Here is a 19196-nt window from a genome sequence, read left to right on the forward strand (position 1 = left end):
TCATCCTTATAAAATGCAAACTTCAGTCTTAAGCTCTACGCCAAATTTCTCTAAAACTCTAGCCTTTGCCAAATTTATAAGGCTAGTAGCGTCTTCAAAACTTGCATGGTTAAAATTTATTAAGAAATTCGCATGCTCTTCGCTAAATTTCGCTCCGCCTATAGCGTATCCTTTTAGCCCAACTGCCTCTAGCATTGCCCCTGCAAAGTGGCCCTGGGGATTAACAAAGCAGCTACCAAAGCTAGCCCCTTTTGGCTGATTTGCCCTTTTAGCACTTATAGCCTCAGATATACTCGCGTCAAAGCCGCTATGAAGCTCAAATTTAGCCCCCAAAATAGCCTCGTCTATGCCGCTGTGGCGGTAGCTAAAGTTTATCTCATCTTTGCTGACCCAGCCACGAGCTAGCCGCACATGCGTGAGGTTATCGCTTATGCTAAATTTAAGTAGACCAGCGTTCATTTTTATAAGTCCGCCAAGCGTGCCTGGGATATTTTTTAAAAACTCAAGGCTAGCTATGTTATTTTGCTTGGCAAAGTTATAAATTTTAGCTGATTTTGTCGTAGCACCTATCTCAAGGTAAATTTTATCGCCTAAGCGTTCTAAATTTATATAGTCAAAACTCTTGCCAAGTATTGACATTTTTGGGGGATTTGGCGAGATAAGTAGGTTGTTGCCCCCGCCTATCATCACAGTACCCAAAAATTCAGGCGAATTTAGATCATCAAGACTATTAACCTCAAAAATTTCATGCACGCCGCCTATCTTAACTGAGGTAAATTTAGAAAAGTCAACAAGTCTCGTCACTGGATAAATTCCGGTATAAACTCAAACATGCGAGTGGTAAACTCAACCATCATCGAGATCATCCAAGGCATCAAAAATATGATAACAACGACGACTAGCAAAATTTTTGGCACAAAGCTTAGTGTGGTTTCGTTTATCTGCGTGGTCGCTTGAAAAATGGAGATGATAAGACCAGCTATGAGTCCGCTTAGCAGCATCGGAAGGCTGATGTAAAGGGCGATCTTAAAAGTTTCAACTCCAAGAGAGACAAGCGTACTTTGCATCAGCTAAACCTTACTTCGTTATATTCAGTCGGGATGAGGTAGTCGTTTACGTCGATTGGTTTTTCAAAAAAGCCTTTGTCATAGCCTATTTGATAGAGCTTATTTAGCGCTTTTAGCTGAGTTTCGTTCATGCTTATAGACTCGTCATTTGCGTATAAATTTAGATATGTTTTTAGCTCGTCTTTGCCAACTCTGATGAGATTTCGCTCCATTAGCATGTGAGATAAAAATGGCTTGTGCGAAGTGGCGATCCTAACGGCCTCGCTAAGCACTCTCTCGCACTCGATGGCGTCAGTTATGGGCAGGCTTCGTCTAAGTGCCATGCCACCAAGTGGAAGTGGTAAATTTTCGCCGTTTAGCTCGCTCCAGATGTCCCAAATCTCGCGCTCTACGCAGAGCTCGCCTGAGAAATTTAATATACTTTCATGTATGAGCACGCCAGCATCGACCTCGCCGCTAAGCACGGCATTTTCGATCTCTAAGAAATTTTTATAAACGATCCTTGCCTCTGGATAGGCTATGCGAAAGAGCAGGGCGTTTGTCGTGTTTTTGCCAGAGAGTGCGACCTTGAAATTTCGCTTTAGCTGCTTGCCTTTTAGCTTGATAAGCTTTGGGCCATATCCTTTACCAAAGCTCACCGCACATCGTAAAAGTGCAAATTCGTCGCAAATTTTAGGATAGAGCGCAAAGCTGATCGCCGTTGCCTCATAAGTGCCTTTTAGCGCCTCTTCGTTTAGCGTTTCTATATCAAGTGCCTTTGATGTGAAGACTAAATTTTTACTGCTGACCCAGCCAAATTTGACCGCGGCATACATGAAAATATCGTCAGCGTCCGGCGAGTGAGCGACGTTTATGGTTTTTAGATTATGCAAAGGTGATCCTTTTTTTGATTACGCCATTTTAATGAAATTTATTTAAAATAAAGTTTTAAGGGCGGTTTTGAAACGATTTTACCAGCTTTGCCTCTTTGAAATTTAGCACGTATTTCACGTCTATGGCGTCCTTAGCCCCTTTTCTTCGAGCTAAGATTGTTGAGTAAAACGGATGCTTAAGTTCTAGCATCTTAAGCAGTTTTTGATCGCTATCTTCTTTTTTTATATTTTCAACGATTATTGTCGTTATAAATTTGCTCTCAAACTCGTAAAATGGCCAGACCATAACGCCAGCGTCGCTTGTTTTAAAGTCCGTGATTTTAGATTTTTTAGGGATATTTAGCATGGAGATGATCTTTTTGCGTGAGTTGTCCGCATTTTGCACGGAGATCACCTTTACAAGTAGGTCTTTTTTGACACCGATACCATTTTGACTAAAGCGATAAACGCCGTCTTCAACTATGCCAACCTTTTCAAAGGCATTAGCGTAGTTTGCCGCGGAGCAGGCGGTCAGCAAAAGCGCTAGAAACATTAAAATTTTTATAAATTTCATCCTCTCTCCTAAAATTTCACTCTTTTTAGTCTATCTGAAACGAAATTTTTCCTACCAAATTTAGCCTCACTTTTGCCGTTTAGCTCGACTAGATCGCCTGTAAAGCCACAAATGTCATTTTTAACAAGATAGCTTCCCACGCCGTAAATATCAACTGGGGTGTTAAATTTCTCAAATTCGCTCATTTTTTGCGGATTAAAGCCTGAGCTAACTACGATCTTAACGTGCTTAAAGCCAGCCTTATCAAGCGCCTCTCTTAGGGCAAATATAAGCTCCTTGCAAACGCCATGCGGATCAAATTTGCTCGTATCTTTGTCCTCAAAATACCTATCTATCAAATTTTTACTAGTATCCACCCTAACCGCGCCAAGCCTCTCTTTTAGGGCATTTGCAGCCTTTAGCGCATCCGTGATCACGTCGTTGTTGTAATCAACCAAGGCCGTGATCTGCTCGTTTTCAAAGGTTTTAGCGTAAATTTGGCAAGCATTCACCACATCTCCGCCACACATTTGAATGAGCGCGTGAGGCATGGTGCCACCACCTTTTAGCCCTGTAAGCTCGCCCTGAGCGTCTGTGGCGACCTTTTTTATGCCGCCCACAAAAGAGGCGTAGCCGTCACCTGGCTGCGTGCAGATGTCATCTTGCCTGTCTGCCATGCTAAAGACATCCTTACCATTTGCCGCTTTTATCACGTCTCTAGAGTTTGTCGCCACGCAGCTTCTTCTAGTAAGCGTCGCGTCGATCACGTTTTCTAAAAAGCCGAAATTTTCATACTTGCCGCTTATCTTTAAAACTGGCTCGTTTGCATTTATGATATCCCCATCATCAAGTGCATAAATTTCAAGCTCACTTTGGTTTTTGGCAAATTTATTGATAATAGCTAAAACCTCATCAATGCCACAAAGCACGATATCATCACGCCTTTGGAAAAATTGCATCGTAACATGCTGACCTGGTAAGTTTTGCTTAATTATCTCATTTACTTTTAGAAAATATTTCGCGGTAAAGTAGCCCTCGCCAATCCTTGGATCCAACTTAAAAGTATTATCTGTTAGCCTATCTATCTTGCCTTGCATCTTTAGCTCAAGTTCGTTCATGCCCATCCTTTTATTTTGTTGGGATTATACCATTTTGGCAAAAAGCCAAATAAGTTATAAAAATATATTTTAAGAATATATAAGAGTATATTTTATAAAATCGTGAAATTTTACTTTTAAAGGAAAAATATGAAAAAATTTTTACTTCTACTGGCCGCAATTTTTGCATTTGGCAATGAAAATTTGCTAGTAAGTGCTGGTGGCGGATATAAAAAGATAGTTGAGGCAGTCGCACAAAATCTTAAAAAAGATGGCGTAAATATCGACACTTCTTTTGCGAACATCACAGCTATCATGGCTCAGGCAAAAGAGGGCAAAACTGACATAATCGTAGGCGATGAGGACTTTTTGAAAAAGTCTGTTCTAAAGATAGCTGAGTATGTAAATTTAGGCTCAGGCGCCTTGGTGCTGGCTACCAAAAAAGGTGTGAAAATTGAAAAAGTTGAAGAGCTAAAAGCACTTTCTAAGATCGCTATGCCAGACGCGGTAAAGACAGTTTATGGCAAAAGAGCAAATGAATTTATGCAAAAAGCAAATTTAAGTGGCGAGCTAAAAGATAAAATTTTAGCAGTTGCTGGTGTGCCTCAAGTAGTTACTTATATATTAAACGGTGAGGTCGATGCTGGTTTTATCAACCAAACTGAGCTAAATGCGCACAAAGACGAATTTGGTAGCTTTATCCTGATAGACAAGGCTCTTTACGCACCAGCAAATATCGTAGCTGCAAAGCTTGAAGGATGTGATAAAAAGACTGATTGCGTTAAATTTCTGGATGAGCTAAAAAGCGAGAGATCAAAAGAAATTTACACTAAATTTGGCATAAGATAAGGCTAAATTTGCAAGAGCTCGCATGGCTATTTGATCCTCTGGTTTTAAGCATAAAGGTCATTTTATGCCAAGGGGCTTTGCTCGTCGTTTTTGGGCTAGCTTTAGCCTATCTTTTGGCCTTTTATAAAGGTAAATTTAGAGCCATTTTAGAGATGATCGTAACTTTTCCTCTCATCTTTCCACCTATTGCGACTGGATTTTTACTGCTTTATCTGCTTGGCAAAAATGGTATCGTAGGCAAGGCTTTAAATTTAGAAATTATTTTTAGTTTTAAGGCTCTTGTATTAGCTGCTTTTATAGCTTCGCTGCCGCTATTTGTAAAGCCTGTCGCTTCTGCTCTTGGTTCACTTTCAAAGAGCCTAAGTGAAGCAGCATACAGCCTTGGGAAAGATAGATTTCAAACAGCTATTTTTGTTCTCTTTCCATGTGTTGCAAAAAGCGTAGCAGCGGCTTTTATCTTAGCGATCTCGCGTGGGCTTGGCGAGGTTGGCATAACACTTATACTTGGCGGAAATATAATAGGAAAGACTGACACTATTTCACTTGCCATTTATAATGCTGTATACGATGGCAAAAGCAATGAAGCACTGGTTTTAAGCCTTGTTTTGGTTGTGTTAAGTTTTATTTTGTTTGGGATTATAAATTTGCTTGATAAAGGTAAAATTTAAAATGAGAGTGGCGAGAGGATGAGAGAATCGAACTCCCCACCAGACGGTCAACCGCCCAGTCATCGGGTTTGAAGCCCGTGAGCATCACCAGATTACTTTATCCTCCGTGCGTGTTATTCTAGCAGATTTATATAAATTTTAGCCCATTTTTTATAAACTTTTTTTAATTACAAAAAGGATCTATGATTTTAAAATTAGGCATTTTCGCATTTTTGGTTTTATTTTTTTGCGCTTGCTCTTCGGTACTAACCCCGGCAACGGCGCCACTAAATGTCTATGATGCGTACTCGATTTCACGTGATAAAAGGGGTATTTACTCTATCACTCGTGACAAATTTATCCAAAGTAAATTGCAAAGCAAAATATTATTTTCAAAAGGTCTTAGCAATATAGATATTGAGATCGAGTGTTTTTACGGCGATGTCTACCTTATAGGGCTGGTTGATAGCAAAGAGCTTGAAGATAAACTAGTAGAACTAGCCAAAAATACAGATGGCGTACGAGAAATTTATACCTATCTTCGCATTAAAAAGCCAGAATACCCATGCGATAGTCTAAAAATCCTTGCAAATTTAAAACAAAACCTTTTCAAAGATAGTATAGTTGAAGGAACAAACGTACGTGTCAGTATCGTCGGCTGCGATGTTGTTTTTAGTGGCGTGGTCGATAGTATAGAACAAGAGAAGCACGCCATTTGGTATGCCAAACACATTAATGGTGTGGCTGATGTCTACTCATTTATGAAAGTTATAAAATAAAATTTCTATTTACTCTTTTTTACAAAGCTTGCAATGAGGCTTGGCAGAATAATAAGTGCACCAAGCAACATAAAAATCATAACCAAATCAGTTAGCAAACCAAAATAAATAGTTGGAATAAAGTTGCTCGTTATCATCACACTAAAGCCAAGAAAAATGGTAAATGAAGTGTAATACATCGCATATCCGATGCTGGCATGAGCAGCTTTAATGCTCTCAAAAACACTTTTTGTTAGCAACTCTTCTTTAAAACGGTGGATGTAATGGATAATATCATCAACGCCGATGCCTATACTAATAGCCGCGATAGTTATACTCATCACATCAAGCGGAATACCAAAAAATCCCATCACGCCAAAGAGTGTACAAAGTGGGATTAAATTTGAAACAATCGCAATGGTTGCTAGTTTGATACTTCTAAAAACAAAGCAAAATATGACAAAAAGTATAGCCACCGTTAGGCCAAACGTATCAACCTGTGAGCTAAGTAAATTTTGAAGCATATTATTATAAAGCACCATCATGCCAGCCACTTCAATACTAACGTTATCATTTTTGCTCAGCTCATCAAGTCCAGCTCTTAGCTCTTTTAAAAACTCATTTCGCCTAAGTTTTTCATCGCTATCAACGACTCTTAGGCTAAATCTAAGCTCGTTATTTTCGATACTCACATAAGGGCTTAGTAAGATACTTCTATACTCTTGCGGAAGTTTCTCATACATAGCGGCAAGTAAAAAGTCATCACTAACGCCATTATTTAGCTCTTTTATGGCTTTGATCAGAGTTGCTAGCGAGCTTACGTGTCCAACGAATTTTTGCTCTTTTAAATAGTCGTGAATTTTCTCAGCAACCCTTGTATGATAGCTATTAAACCAGTATTTTGCATCTTTTGCGTTGCTTTCAAATTCGTTTTCAAACTCATCTTGTTCGGCATTTTTATCTTCTTTTTGCTCTTTAAATTTTACTATCACGTCAACTGGTATAGTACCGCCAAGCTTAGTGTCGATAACTTGCATGCCTTTACGAATTTCAGTACTCTCTTTAAAGTAGCCAATAAAGCTATTTTCAACCTTTATCTTACTTATGCCATAAACTCCAAACGCAACCACCAACACACAAACTGTATAGATAATCTTTCTTGAGCCTAGTGCCAGATTTGCACAGTGTCTTGTAAATTTAAAGCTATTTTCAAATGTTCTAACAGGGGCAAGCTTTTTTAAATTTACATTGATTGCACCAAATAGCAAAAATGCAAGCACAAGCGAAACGCTAATACCAGCACTCATCATGATGCCAAGCATGATAACTGGCTTTATATCGGCACTCATGAGTGAGCTAAAGCCAATAACTGTTGTAAATATCGCCCAAAAAGATGGAGAAAATTTATCACGAAGCGTTAGGTAGATGAGTTGATTTTGGCTGTATTTTGGATGTTTTGCGTAAAATTCTCGGTAGCTAACGACAAGATGAATCACTGTTGAGATAGTAATGATGAGCTGAAGCGCGATGTAGTTTGAGCTAATAACCGTAACTTCCCAGCCAAACATACCAAAAATTCCGGTCGTAAAAACGGCACTTACCGTACAGATAAACATCGGTAAAATAATCCATCTTAACTGTCTAAAAAATAACCATAAACTAAAGCTAAGAAGTGCAAGCACGCTTAGACCATAGATGAAAAGATCGCCTTTTATAAAACCTATCATATCATCAGCGATCATATTTGCTCCACCTAAAAAGAGCTCACCATTTGTGTTAAATTTGGCAATAGTCGCTTTTATGGCTTCAAGACTTTCATGATCACTCTTTCTAAGTTCATCACGGTAAATCTTAAACTCTATCGTGAGTGCTGCAAATCTTTGTTTTTCTGCCTTTGTGATAGTACCATTTGACTCTTTTTGACTAAGCAAATTTCTCTCGTTTACAAGTTCATTAAATTTCTCATCTTGCTTTAAATTTAGAGCAATAGCTGTGGTTTTTAGATCTTTACTTATCAAATTTCCGCTGTAAATCGGGCTTTTGGTAAACTCAAGTTTTGCTTTTGAGATATTTATATCTGTATCATTTAGTGTTGGCGTGTGTTCTAGTATGCCAGTTACGCCACCTTTTACACTATTTAAAAGTGGAACATTTAGTATAGAAATGACGCTGCTAACCATATTATTTTTAGCTAGCTCATCGCTTAAATTTTTGATAAGTTCTAAATTTTTAGATGAAAAAAGATCGTCCCTTGGTGTAAAAGCGACCACTAAAAACCCAGGTGAGTCATAGCGTTTAGCTATCTCTCTGTAAGCTTTTAAATCAGGGTCGTGCTCAAGTAGTAGCGTCTCAGCAGATGCATCTACACTAAGGTTGGTGCTAAAGTAGCCACAAAGGACGCCTAAAAGCAAAACAAGTGAGATAACAAGCTTGCTTTTGGCAATAATAAATTTAAAAATTTTTCGCATTAAGGATTGGTTTTGTTTTGATCAGGCAAGACAGCTTCGTTTAGCTTTTGCAAAAGGGTATTAAAATCAGCGTTATTTAAGACATCGCCAAACTGACTTCTGTATGTTTGAATAATACTAACGCCAATAATATCAAGATCATAAATGAGCCAACCACGCTCTTTTGCATCATAAAATTTATAGACAAACTCATAAATTTTTCCGTCGTTTACAAGCTCGGATGTAATCCAATATCTATTTTTTTGAGGTTCACTCTCACCTACTATTCGTATCTCTTGGTCTTTGTATCCTAAAAGCTTGTCGATGTATGAGCTTTTTAGCTTTTGCTCAAATGCTGCGTCAAATTTAGCCTGCTCATCGCTACTTAGACCATTGTAACGTTTGCCAAGGCTGATCTTTGCCATTTGTTTGTAGTCAAAAAATGGATCAAGAAGAGCAAAAATTTCTTTTGTTTTTGCACTATCATCCAAATTTGTATTTTTCAAAATTTCGATAACTTTTACGGTTTTAGCTTCTATCTCTGGTTTTATTTGTTCTTTTGAAAGAGCAAAAAGGCTAGTTGTAAAAAGTAAAATCGCAGTTAGAATTTTTAAAATTTTCATATTTATTCCTTAATAAGCTTGTCGCGTCTTTGCTCATAAGTATCGCGTAAAAATGGATAAAGATCAATAGCGTCTTTTCGCAGCTTCTCATAAGCAGTTGGATCGTGAGAAAAGCTATTAAAATACCTATAAGTTTTAAGCCCAGTCGATAAAATCTTTGGATCTACATAGCTTACCGGATCGGCAAAATAATCTCCGATCATACCGCCAGTGTCCCTTAAATTTGATGGTCCAAACAATGGCCAAACTATATGAAAGCCACTTCCAACTCCCCAATATCCAAGCGTTTGTCCAAAGTCTTCATTGTGTGGTTTTAGATCATAGTATTTTGCCCCATCGGTTAATCCGCCAAAACCAACTATCGTATTTGCCAAAAATCTCAATGTCTCTTCACCAGCATTTTTAAATTTAAACTGAAGCAAATTATTTACAAAACGCACTGGAAAAAGGAGATTGTCAAAGAAATTTGAAACCATCGTCCTAGCTGTGGCTGGCACAACGTAAGCATAGCCCTTTGCCACAGGAGTTAGTATATTTAGATAAACAAAGTCATTTGCGTTTGTCATCACTCTATTGTAACCACTAAGTGGGTCAAAAACATCTTTTCTTGCTTCAAATTCGACATCAAAATCATCGTTTTCAGCACTAGCATTTACATCTGTGCTCGCACAGGCTAGAAGCAAGCCAAAAAAGATAGCAAGTAAAAATTTCATACCAACCCTTATTTTTATTTATAAAATGTAGCTAGATTTTATCTTTTAAAAACTTTACAAGAAATTAAGAGAAATTTATAAATTGGCTTAAATTTTAAGCTTGAGAATTAATATAATTAGATATACTTCACAAATTATTCTTTTATACTAGAAGGTAAATTTTGAAAGCAGATATAAATTTAGAACTATTTTTAGGTGAAGACACACAGGTTTTAGCAAAACATATTGCTTTATTAAAGGCCATAAAAAAGACAAAAAGTATTACAAAAGCAGCGGAATTGGTTGGAATATCATACAAAAATGCTTGGGATTGTCTTGATACGATAAATAATAAAAGCAGTAAGCCACTTATCATTAGAGCCGACGGAAACAAGAAAAATAGTGGCTCTGAGTTAAGCGAATATGCTAATAAACTGATAAAAATTTATGACACGATCCTTGAGACTCAAAAGGATTTTTTACAAAAGATTTGTCAAAAGGTAGATGTTGAGGATGTGGATATCATCAACCTTCAAAGAATGAGCATGAACTTAAGTGCCAGAAATCAGCTCTCATGTGAAATCACTGGTATAAACCGCGGTGCGGTAAATTCTCAAATAATCGCAAAACTAAGCAATGGCTGTACGCTTGAATCAAATATCACGGTCGAGAGTGAGAAAAATTTAGGTCTAAAAGTTGGTCAAAAAGTTATTTATATTTTTAAAGCTCCAGCTGTCATTTTAGCCAAAGATCTAAACATAAACATAAGCACTAAAAATCAGTTAAAAGGCGAAGTCATCGAAGCAAAGATAGGTGCCGTAAATGCTGAAGTCACCCTAAAACTAAGCGATGAGCAAACGCTTACCGCAATCATCACAAAAGATAGTGCGATGGATATGCAAATAGGTGTTGGCGATACACTTTTAGCAATAGTAAAATCATCGCAAATCATTATAGGAGTTTAAATGAGAAAAGTTTTTAAATTTTTATGTGTGACAGCTTTGCTTGCCATAAACGCATTTGGCGCTGAAGTAAATGTATATGCTGCGGCAAACACAACATACGCATTTCCAGAGCTTATAAAAGAATTTAACAAGCTTCATCCAAATGCCAAGATCAACTTAACACTCGGTGCAAGTGGCGGTCTTGTTACTCAGGTACAAAACTCAGCTCCAGCCGATATATTCATGGCTGCCGATATGGGCTTTGCACAAAAAGCTTATGACACAGGTTTTGCAAGCACCGAACCAAAAGTTTATGCACAAGGCGCTGTTGCTATTTTTTCTATTAGAGATGTTGATTTTAAAAAAGGTATTGAGGTTGTTCGTGGCTTAAAGGCGATTTCTATTGCAAATCCACAAACAGCACCATACGGTAAGGCCAGCATAGAAGCACTTAAAAATGCAAAACTTTATGACGAAGTAGAAAAAAATATCGTTTATGCTCAGAAAATTTCTGAGACTCTATCTCAGGCGTTAAGTGCATCTGATGTAGGTTTTATCGCTGCTAGTGCACTTTTTGATGAGAAAATGTCAAAATACAAAGAGGGCGTTAACTACATCCTTGTTCCACAAGAGCTATACACTCCGATTGATCAAGGCATAGTTCTTCTAAAGCGTGCTGATAAGAATGATGACGCAAAAGCATTTTACGAATTTATCTTGGGTGATAAATCAAGAGAAATTTTTAAGAAATTTGGTTATAACGTCCCAGCTAAATGATAAAAGCAAAGATCGTTAGGATTTTAGCCAAAGATGATGTCAGCTTATTTGAGCTAAAGGGGCTAAATTTAGAGGCAAATTTATTTATGCTAGTCTTGAATGAGGCTAGCAAATTTGCCTTAAATGATGAGATTGGCTTAGGTTTTAAAAGCTCAGATGTCGTCTTGGCAAAGAATAGACTTGACACCAGCTCGCTTGAAAATGAATTAAGATGCATGGTAGAGGCTATAAATTTTGGTGAAGTTTTAAGCGTTGTTAGCCTAAAGTGCGATCAAATTTACTTTGAAGCTATCATTTCAAATCATGCTTTAAAAGCGCTAAATTTGAGTAAAAATGATAGTGTTTTTGCCTATATAAAATCTACTAGTATTCATATAAGTACTCAAAAATGATAGAAATTTCTTGTAAAAAAGAGCTAAATGGCGGCGATGGTAAATTTATGCTTGAGGCAGACCTTAGCTTTGAAAATGGCGATTTTGTCGCACTTTATGGAGCAAGTGGCGGCGGAAAGACCACTATTTTAAGATTGATTGCCGGTTTTGAAACGCCACAAAGTGGTTTTATAAAGGTTGGGGATAAAATTTTCTTTGACAATAAGATAAATTTGGCTCCGCAAAAGCGAAATATCGGCTTTTTATTTCAAGATTATGCTTTGTTTGAAAATATGAATGTCTTTAAAAATTTACTCTTTGCAAAAGATGACGTAAGTCTAGCAAATAAACTCCTTGATATCTGCGGTCTAACAAGTCTCAAAAATACAAAGATTAGCACCCTTTCTGGCGGCCAAAAACAACGCGTAGCACTTGCTCGTGCCGTCATGCGAAGGCCTGAAATTTTACTACTTGATGAGCCGCTAAGTGCACTTGATAATGCTATGCGTGAAAAATTACAAGATTATCTGTTGGCACTTCACGACGAATTTAAAATGAGCATTGTCTTAGTAAGCCATGATATCGCAGAAATTTACAAGCTTTGCAATAAAGTCTTTGTTCTTGAAAATGGCAAAATTTCAAGATCTGGCACAGCAAGCGAGATATTTTTAAAGACTGCCGGATCTCAAAAAATCGCCTTCAATGCCAAAATTTTAGAGATAAAAAAATGTGATGCGATCTTCGTAGCAAACGTACTAATAAACCGCCAAATTTGTGAAGTTGTGCTAAGCAGTAACGAAGCAATGAATCTAAAAGCTGGCGATATGGTGGTAGTTAGCACAAAAGCATTTAGCGTAAATTTGGAAAAAGCATGATAGACGAGCTTAAAAATATCGATTACGAACCATTTTGGCTATCGTTAAAACTATCTTTTATAACTACTTTTATTTTGTTTTTTGCCTGCATTGCGCTTGCTTATTTTATGTCGCAGAAAAAATTCTTTGGAAAATCATTTTTAGAGTCGATAATCTCACTGCCTTTGGTTTTGCCGCCAAGTGTTCTTGGCTTTTACCTGCTCATTTTTCTTTCGCCTTATTCCACCTTTGGTAAATTTATCGAAGAAATTTTTGGGGTTAGGCTAGTTTTTAATTTCACAGGTCTTGTTGTGGCAAGTTGTATCTATTCATTGCCATTTATGTTTGGCCCGATTTATGCTGGACTAAATAGCCTAAAAAAGAGCCTTTTTGAAGCGAGCTATAGTCTTGGTAAGAACAAGCTCACGACTATTTTTAGGGTGATTTTGCCAAGTATCAGATCAAATTTATTAACAGCTACTGTCGTTAGCTTTGCTCACACTATGGGTGAGTTTGGCGTTGTTTTAATGATAGGTGGTAGCGTAGCTGGAGAGAGCAAGGTCGCAAGTATTGCGATATTTGAAGCAGTTGAAATGCTTGATTACACCAAGGCTCATGTCTATGCACTTTTGATGTTAATAATTAGCTTTTTTGTCCTTTTTGTAGTTTATCTTTTAAATTCTAAAAAAGCTTAAGACAAAGCTTATAGAGATATAATAGTAAAAAATTTTAAAGGATAAAATATGATAAACGTGCCTACAAATATATATTTAAATACCTTAGATGGTAAGGAATTTGATTTTTCTGCCTTTACAAGGACGCATGATTGCGTTATTTTTATCTACCCAAAGATAGGTGATGACTTTGAGCTTTTAAGCGAGGAACTGCAAAATACAGCTGGCATGAAGGGTTGCACCAAACAAGCAATAAACTACAAGAAATTTTTAAAAGATTTTAACGATCTTGGTTTCATGGTAGTGGCTATTGGCTCCCAAGATATCGCAGCTCAAAAGAAATTTCAAGAAGAGACTTCAGCTGGAGTTATGTTCTTAAATGATAGTGAGTTTATGCTTGAGAGAGCACTTGAACTTCCGGTTTTTTCTGCATCAAATGGCCATAAATTTTACTTTCGCCAAACACTTATCATAAAAGATGGTAAGGTAAGGCGTGCATATATAGTGGATGATCCAGAAAATGATGCTAAAAATATGTTAGAAAAACTCAAAACAAAAGACTACTAGGAGCTAAAATGAGTCAAAATAGCAAAATCGAAAAGTCTTATGACGAGCTAACTTACAAATCCATAGCTTTTGCACAATCATCACCTTATAGGCTTGAAGCTTGTGCCACACTTCTTGGCGTAAATCCGCCGCCATGCAAAAATGCAAGAGTTTTAGAGATAGGATGTAGCTTTGGTGGAAATTTGATCCCCTTTGCAGTAAATAATAAAAATGCGAAAGTAGTTGGCATAGATCTTAGTGGTGAGCAGATAAGACGTGGGCAAGAGATCGTTAAAGAGATGGGGCTTGCAAATTTAGAGCTTATCCATGGCGATATTTGTGAGTTTAAGAGCGATGAGAAATTTGACTATATCATTGCTCATGGTGTTTTTAGCTGGGTGCCAGACTTTGTAAAAGAAGCTATTTTAAAAGTTGTAAGAGAGAATTTAAGCACGAACGGCGTGGCATTTATATCCTATAATGTTTATCCTGGCTGGAAGGTCAAAGATGTCATAAGAGACATAATGCTGCTTGCTGCAAAAGACAAAGAAACAATGCAAGAGAAGCTAAAAGCGGCCAAGGAAGCACTTTTGGTTTATAAAGAGTATTTACTAACAAGAAACAAAGAAGTTTATGAAAATAAAATGCCACTTACTATACTTCTATTTACAATAGAAAATTTACTTACAAAAGATGACTTTTATATTGCTCATGAATTTTTAGAAGATGTAAATAATCCATTTTATTTCAAGGATTTTAATGCCATGCTTGCCAGAAATGAGCTTGCTTATCTTTGCGAATATACACTTGATGATATCTTTGTTCCAAACATTGGCATAGCCACAGTAGATGAATACAAAAACAATAAATTTAAAGATAGGATCGATTTGGAACAGTTTATGGACATAGTTAGCAATAAAGTCTTCAGACAAAGCCTAATAGTCCATAACAAAACTTATGAGAGCATAGCTAATAAGCAAATAGGCCCAGGCGATATTAATAAAATTCACGTTGTAGCAAATTTTACAAAGAAAGGCAATGAGTGGCAAGACAGTTGCTCCGTTATGCCACAAGACATCTCATGGCTTTGTGAGGTCTTTTATAAGATGTATCCAGCCAGTATAAACCTTTCTCAGATTTTAGAAATTTTACCAGAAGATAAACTCATGGTTTATAGCGCCTTTGTAAGAATTTTAACAAATTCGTCCGATGCAATGATCGTAAAAGATGAGCAAAAAAATATCGAGTATAGGCCCGGATACTCAAGACTTAGCGTAAATTTAAAAAACTATGTAAAGTATTTTTTAAATCATAAAAATAACGCTGATGTTGCTTTTGCTAATAAATTTAGCGTTTTAGGAAAATTTAATACCGTCGATTATTACATACTTTTGCTACTTGATGGCAAAAATAGTTTAGAAGAAATAGCCGCAAAGGCTTTGAAATTTATCAAAGAAAGCAACGAGAATATATTAGATATAGACGGGAAAGTACTTAAAAAAGATAAGGTTGCCGCAAGTATAATGAACTATGTACTGGGTACAGCAAAAATGGCTAGTACGTTTTATCTATTAGAAGAAATTTAACTAACGGTTTTAAATTTTACTTTGTTTGTATAGTTGTGTGATTTTATCTTTTAGATTTAGTGTATTTTTTGAGAGAGCTATGAAAAATGGACTTTTTAAATCAGCAAGCTCATAGCTCATCTCTTTACCGCTATTAGCACCAAATACTTTCCCACCACAAAAATTTACGAGTGCATCTCCTGCTGCATTGTCCCAAAGATAGCTTGGAGCAAATCTCAGATAAACTCCGCCAAATTCAACTAAACGGCAAAATTTTATGGCTGAGCCAAGAGAAATTTGTTTAAGATTTAAATTTTCTTTAATAAACTCAGCCGTTTTTGGATCTCCACGTCTACTTAAAAAAATATAATTTTCAAAATTTTCACTCTTTTCGTTTAGATCTATTTTTGTTATGCTCTCACCTTTGGCGTCCAAAATTTCTTTAAAAGCACCGTTTTCATTAGCGTAAAAAAGCTCTCTTGTAACTGGCAAAAATATTACACCAAGAATTGGTTTTGTATCTTTTATAAGTGCGATACAAACGCAAAATTCATCATTATGGGCTAGAAATTCTTTTGTGCCGTCAAGCGGATCAACCAGCCAAAAAGAACCATCCATACCGGAGCTAGCAGACAAAATGCTCTCTTCTGAGCAAATATCAATTCCGCTTTTTTTGAGCTCTTTTAGTATAGCCTCATTTGCAGCCAGATCGGCACTAGTAAGTGGTGAAGAGTCATCTTTTAGGCTGATTTGTAGCCCTGATCTATCATCGCCTGGCGAGTAAAATTTCATTATCTCTCGTCCAGCACCAATGGCTGCCTTGATAGCTAAATTTAGAAGATCGCTCATTTTGGTGTTCTGTTTATCTCTCCAACATAAAGCTGTCTTGGTCGGACTATCTTGATACTATCTTGCTCTTTTAGCTCGATCCACTGACTAATCCAGCCAGGAGTCCTGCCGATTACAAAGATGACGGCAAACATATTGTTTGGTATACCAAGTGCTTTTAGGATAAGTCCTGAGTGGAAATCGACATTTGGATATAAATTTCTACTCACAAAATAATCATCATGCAGAGCGATATCCTCGATGCGGTTGGCGATCTTAATAAGCTCTGAATTGATGCCTATCTCATCCATAAGCTGATCTCTCATTTTTTTAAGCACCTTTGCGCGAGGGTCAAAATTTTTATAGACCCTGTGACCAAAGCCCATTAGCCTAAATGGATCGTTTTTATCCTTTGCTCTTGCTATGTATTTATCAACATTTGCTACCGAGCCTATCTCTTCAAGCTGGCGGATGACGCCCTCGTTTGCCCCACCATGAGCCCAGCCCCAAAGTGCGCCGATACCAGCACTTATACATGCGTATGGGTGCGCGTGCGTAGAGCCAACGGTCCTAACAGTCGTAGTTGAAGCGTTTTGCTCATGATCAGCATGCAGCATAAAGACAGTATCAAGTGCCTTTATCTCGATAGGCTTAAGATCGACGTGCTCGTATGGATAACCTCTCATCATGTAAAGGAAATTTTCAGTAAAGCCACGATCTAAATTTGGATATATAATAGGAAGACCACGTGAATAACGGTAGCTAAATGCAGCTATCGTTGGGATCTTTGCAATGATACGCATAGCCATCTCGTGATACTCTTCAGGCTTGTCCATATTTAGGTGGTCTGAGTAAAACGCACTTAGTGCCGATACTGCTGCCTGCAAGATCGCCATAGGATGAGCTTTGTCTGGAAATGCATCAAAAAGTTTCATCATGCCCTCGTGTATGAAGCTCCTTTTTTTAAGCTCATCTTTAAAGCTTGCGTATTGCTCGCTTGTTGGGAGTTCTTTGTTTAAAAGCAGATATGCCACGTCTAAAAATGTCTTGTTTTCAGCTAGATACGCAATATCATATCCCCTATACATCAGCTCACCTTTTAAGCCGTCTATATAAGTTATAGCCGAGCGGCACATTGCGGTTGAAGTATAGCCCCTATCAAAGGTAAACATCCCAGTATCACTAAAAAATGTAGAGATATCAATCACATCAGGTCCCATAGTGCCTTTTAGGATGGGAAACTCATAACTCTTGCCAGTTCTGTTATCAGTTAGCGTAGCTGTATTTGATGACATTTTTACTCCTTATTTTTTGATTGCATTAAAATTTTTATGATTATAGCTCCTATTATAGCTTGAGCTAAGCTTGCTAATATAAAAGATGCGTAAGAATAGTCGCTTATTTCACCTGATTTGTGTGCGATAGTAGCAACTGCTATTAAAAGCGTAAGTGGCATGGACTGTGAAACAGAAAATAAAAATATGCCCTTAAATCCAAGCTTGCTTAAAAATAGTATGCTCGAGACAAGTCTTGTGCCAAGCATCGCACAAAATATAAAAAGAGCATCTTTGATAACTATGCTTGAGCCCAGACTCGAGAGCTTAAAGGTCGAGCCTATATGTATGAAAAATATTGGCACTAAAAAGCCAAATCCAAAACTTGAAAGCTTGTGTGGCAAATCTTTTTTATGATCAAAAAATGTCGTGATAAACATACCAGCGATAAACGCACCAAATGCGACTTCTAAATTTAAGTAAATCATCAAAGCAATCATTGTAAAAAAGACTGCAATGCTTAATCGAATATCCTTTTCATCTTTGTCGTAATGTGGCATAAGTATAACTTTAAGCCCTGGGTACCACCAAAAAAGAACGTCCAAAATTTTAAAACTTAGTACGCTAATAGCTAAAAATAATATCAAATAGCCAATAGTTAGCCATAAATTTATGCTAGCACCAAACTGCAAATAGGCTGCTATAAATGTTAAAAGAGTTATACTTATAAGCTCGCCGATAGTTGCGATTAGCATGCTTAAATTTAGCCACTTCTCATCTCTACCATACTCTTTAAATAGTGTAAATATCATGCCAACAGCCATTATTGGAACGATAATAATGTAAAGTAGGCTAAGATCAAAACTAAAAGCCAATGCAGTCGCTAGAGAGTAGATAAGTGCTAGATAAATGAGTCCAAGACGTAAAATTTTACGGTCAATGTTTATGAGCATTCTGAGATCTATCTCCATGCCGGCCAAAAACATCAAAAAGAAAAAGCCGACTTCACTTATGAGCTTAAACATCTCATTTTCACTAACAAGGCCGATATAGCTAGCAAGTGCTCCTAGTATAATCTCGGCAGGTGCGACTGGTATGCGTAAAATTTTAGAAATATAAGGAGACGCAAAGACAATAAATGCCAAAACGACAAGAATGCTAAGCTCACTAGCTTGATGTAACTGCAAAAAAATCCTTAAAATAAAAATGTCTGATTGTATAAAAAGCTTTGTTATTTTTTGATTAAGCAACATAGATCTGGACAAAATAGGAGCTAGTTTTTGAAAATTTAAGTAAATGTTATAACTAAAACCAAACGTTTTATCTTAATATTTTTTGGTTCTTTTTATATGAGAGTAATATAAATTTAGCAAAATTATACTCTATAAACATAAGAGGTAAAAAATTAAATGGGTATTTCGTAAGTTTTGGAGTGAAATTTGATAAAAATATATTTTTAACTTAAACTAAAAATTTATATTTTTGATACAAAAAGTAGATTTAAATTTTAGGTCAAATTGTATATTATCTTAAAAATTTATAACCAAAAAATGTAAATAATCTATGTAATAACCTTATATCAAATACTTCTAAAAATAAAAATTTTATCAATTTTTAACTTGGTCTTAATGGTTAGATACCATAAAAGCTAGTAAAAATCCTTAACCACCCCAAGCATTCAATAGTAGATTGCAAATAAAGCTACAAATAAAAATATAAGCTAAAAATCATAAATTTTTTATTATTTAAAAAATAAACCTAAAAACTATAACTTCTGTT

General features: G+C 36.6%; 21 protein-coding genes and 1 tRNA gene. 10 read left to right on the plus strand and 12 right to left on the minus strand.

Annotated elements, in window-relative coordinates:
* Window positions 1-6: 6 nt before the first annotated feature.
* The 5 genes from ACTTKV_RS06415 to ACTTKV_RS06435 all read right to left on the minus strand — a co-directional run bounded on the left by ACTTKV_RS06415 (window position 7) and on the right by ACTTKV_RS06435 (window position 3589).
* On the minus strand, window positions 7-804 hold the full coding sequence (locus ACTTKV_RS06415) for a UDP-N-acetylmuramate dehydrogenase (protein ID WP_442549778.1): 798 nt from the start codon (window positions 802-804) through the stop codon (window positions 7-9).
* Window positions 801-1070 carry a flagellar biosynthesis protein FliQ gene (gene fliQ, locus ACTTKV_RS06420; RefSeq protein WP_223154533.1) on the minus strand — a complete coding sequence of 90 codons (270 nt, stop codon included), beginning with the start codon at window positions 1068-1070 and terminating at the stop codon, window positions 801-803. Before fliQ ends, ACTTKV_RS06415 begins: the two co-directional genes overlap by 4 nt.
* Window positions 1067-1882 carry a menaquinone biosynthesis family protein gene (locus ACTTKV_RS06425; protein ID WP_442549799.1) on the minus strand — a complete coding sequence of 272 codons (816 nt, stop codon included), beginning with the start codon at window positions 1880-1882 and terminating at the stop codon, window positions 1067-1069. Before ACTTKV_RS06425 ends, fliQ begins: the two co-directional genes overlap by 4 nt.
* Before the next feature lie 112 nt (window positions 1883-1994).
* Window positions 1995-2492 carry a hypothetical protein gene (locus tag ACTTKV_RS06430; protein ID WP_442549779.1) on the minus strand — a complete coding sequence of 166 codons (498 nt, stop codon included), beginning with the start codon at window positions 2490-2492 and terminating at the stop codon, window positions 1995-1997.
* Between the two features lie 8 nt (window positions 2493-2500).
* Window positions 2501-3589 (minus strand): nicotinate phosphoribosyltransferase, encoded by a 1089-nt coding sequence (locus ACTTKV_RS06435; RefSeq protein ID WP_442549780.1) that lies wholly within the window; start codon window positions 3587-3589, stop codon window positions 2501-2503.
* Window positions 3590-3718: 129 nt separating this feature from the next.
* On the opposite strand from ACTTKV_RS06435, the gene modA (ACTTKV_RS06440) reads away from it, so the two are divergent.
* Both modA (ACTTKV_RS06440) and ACTTKV_RS06445 read left to right on the plus strand, forming a co-directional pair.
* The gene (gene modA / locus ACTTKV_RS06440; RefSeq protein WP_442549781.1) at window positions 3719-4417 is read left to right on the plus strand and encodes a molybdate ABC transporter substrate-binding protein; all 699 of its coding nucleotides are present in this window, start codon (window positions 3719-3721) and stop codon (window positions 4415-4417) included.
* Window positions 4418-4425: 8 nt separating this feature from the next.
* Window positions 4426-5085, plus strand: a complete 660-nt coding sequence (locus ACTTKV_RS06445; RefSeq protein ID WP_442549782.1) for a molybdate ABC transporter permease subunit — start codon at window positions 4426-4428, stop codon at window positions 5083-5085.
* A gap of 8 nt (window positions 5086-5093) precedes the next feature.
* Here ACTTKV_RS06445 and ACTTKV_RS06450 read toward each other — a convergent pair.
* Window positions 5094-5191 (minus strand) — tRNA-Sec (locus tag ACTTKV_RS06450).
* 76 nt (window positions 5192-5267) lie between these two features.
* Here ACTTKV_RS06450 and ACTTKV_RS06455 point away from each other — a divergent pair.
* Window positions 5268-5843 (plus strand): BON domain-containing protein, encoded by a 576-nt coding sequence (locus ACTTKV_RS06455; RefSeq protein ID WP_442549783.1) that lies wholly within the window; start codon window positions 5268-5270, stop codon window positions 5841-5843.
* A 5-nt stretch (window positions 5844-5848) separates the two neighbouring features.
* Here the strand turns inward: ACTTKV_RS06455 and ACTTKV_RS06460 are convergent, their stop codons facing one another.
* Genes ACTTKV_RS06460 through ACTTKV_RS06470 form a run of 3 tightly spaced genes read right to left on the minus strand, consistent with a single transcriptional unit; the run spans window position 5849 to window position 9605 of the window.
* A complete protein-coding gene (locus ACTTKV_RS06460) occupies window positions 5849-8290 on the minus strand; it encodes an efflux RND transporter permease subunit (protein ID WP_442549784.1) in 2442 nt (813 codons plus the stop codon).
* Window positions 8290-8892: a Tgt2/MlaC family protein gene (locus tag ACTTKV_RS06465; RefSeq protein ID WP_442549785.1), complete on the minus strand. Its 603-nt coding sequence runs from the start codon at window positions 8890-8892 to the stop codon at window positions 8290-8292. The genes ACTTKV_RS06460 and ACTTKV_RS06465 overlap by 1 nt, the downstream gene beginning before the upstream one ends.
* 2 nt (window positions 8893-8894) lie before the next feature.
* A complete protein-coding gene (locus ACTTKV_RS06470) occupies window positions 8895-9605 on the minus strand; it encodes an MlaA family lipoprotein (RefSeq protein WP_442549786.1) in 711 nt (236 codons plus the stop codon).
* Window positions 9606-9766: 161 nt separating this feature from the next.
* Between ACTTKV_RS06470 and ACTTKV_RS06475 the strand changes: the two genes are divergently transcribed.
* The 7 genes from ACTTKV_RS06475 to ACTTKV_RS06505 are packed head-to-tail and all read left to right on the plus strand — an operon-like array spanning window position 9767 to window position 15336.
* Window positions 9767-10549, plus strand: coding sequence for a TOBE domain-containing protein (locus tag ACTTKV_RS06475; protein WP_442549787.1), 783 nt, complete (start codon window positions 9767-9769; stop codon window positions 10547-10549).
* The gene (gene modA, locus ACTTKV_RS06480; RefSeq protein ID WP_442549788.1) at window positions 10550-11305 is read left to right on the plus strand and encodes a molybdate ABC transporter substrate-binding protein; all 756 of its coding nucleotides are present in this window, start codon (window positions 10550-10552) and stop codon (window positions 11303-11305) included.
* On the plus strand, window positions 11302-11697 hold the full coding sequence (locus tag ACTTKV_RS06485; protein ID WP_442549789.1) for a TOBE domain-containing protein: 396 nt from the start codon (window positions 11302-11304) through the stop codon (window positions 11695-11697). The genes modA (ACTTKV_RS06480) and ACTTKV_RS06485 overlap by 4 nt, the downstream gene beginning before the upstream one ends.
* On the plus strand, window positions 11694-12551 hold the full coding sequence (locus ACTTKV_RS06490) for a sulfate/molybdate ABC transporter ATP-binding protein (protein WP_442549790.1): 858 nt from the start codon (window positions 11694-11696) through the stop codon (window positions 12549-12551). The genes ACTTKV_RS06485 and ACTTKV_RS06490 overlap by 4 nt, the downstream gene beginning before the upstream one ends.
* Window positions 12548-13225: a molybdate ABC transporter permease subunit gene (modB, locus tag ACTTKV_RS06495; RefSeq protein ID WP_442549791.1), complete on the plus strand. Its 678-nt coding sequence runs from the start codon at window positions 12548-12550 to the stop codon at window positions 13223-13225. Before ACTTKV_RS06490 ends, modB begins: the two co-directional genes overlap by 4 nt.
* Window positions 13226-13273: 48 nt before the next feature.
* A complete protein-coding gene (locus tag ACTTKV_RS06500; RefSeq protein WP_442549792.1) occupies window positions 13274-13771 on the plus strand; it encodes a redoxin family protein in 498 nt (165 codons plus the stop codon).
* An 8-nt stretch (window positions 13772-13779) separates the two neighbouring features.
* Window positions 13780-15336, plus strand: coding sequence for a methyltransferase regulatory domain-containing protein (locus tag ACTTKV_RS06505; protein WP_442549793.1), 1557 nt, complete (start codon window positions 13780-13782; stop codon window positions 15334-15336).
* A gap of 9 nt (window positions 15337-15345) precedes the next feature.
* Here the strand turns inward: ACTTKV_RS06505 and ACTTKV_RS06510 are convergent, their stop codons facing one another.
* From ACTTKV_RS06510 to ACTTKV_RS06520, 3 genes are read right to left on the minus strand one after another with little or no spacing between them, the layout of a single operon-like run.
* Window positions 15346-16164, minus strand: coding sequence for a 3'(2'),5'-bisphosphate nucleotidase CysQ family protein (locus tag ACTTKV_RS06510; RefSeq protein WP_442549794.1), 819 nt, complete (start codon window positions 16162-16164; stop codon window positions 15346-15348).
* Window positions 16161-17438 (minus strand): citrate synthase, encoded by a 1278-nt coding sequence (locus ACTTKV_RS06515; protein WP_442549795.1) that lies wholly within the window; start codon window positions 17436-17438, stop codon window positions 16161-16163. The genes ACTTKV_RS06510 and ACTTKV_RS06515 overlap by 4 nt, the downstream gene beginning before the upstream one ends.
* A 2-nt stretch (window positions 17439-17440) precedes the next feature.
* Window positions 17441-18604 (minus strand): cation:proton antiporter, encoded by a 1164-nt coding sequence (locus ACTTKV_RS06520; protein WP_442549796.1) that lies wholly within the window; start codon window positions 18602-18604, stop codon window positions 17441-17443.
* Window positions 18605-19196 lie beyond the last annotated feature (592 nt).

Source organism: Campylobacter sp., from assembly GCF_052169515.1.
GTDB lineage: Bacteria > Campylobacterota > Campylobacteria > Campylobacterales > Campylobacteraceae > Campylobacter_A.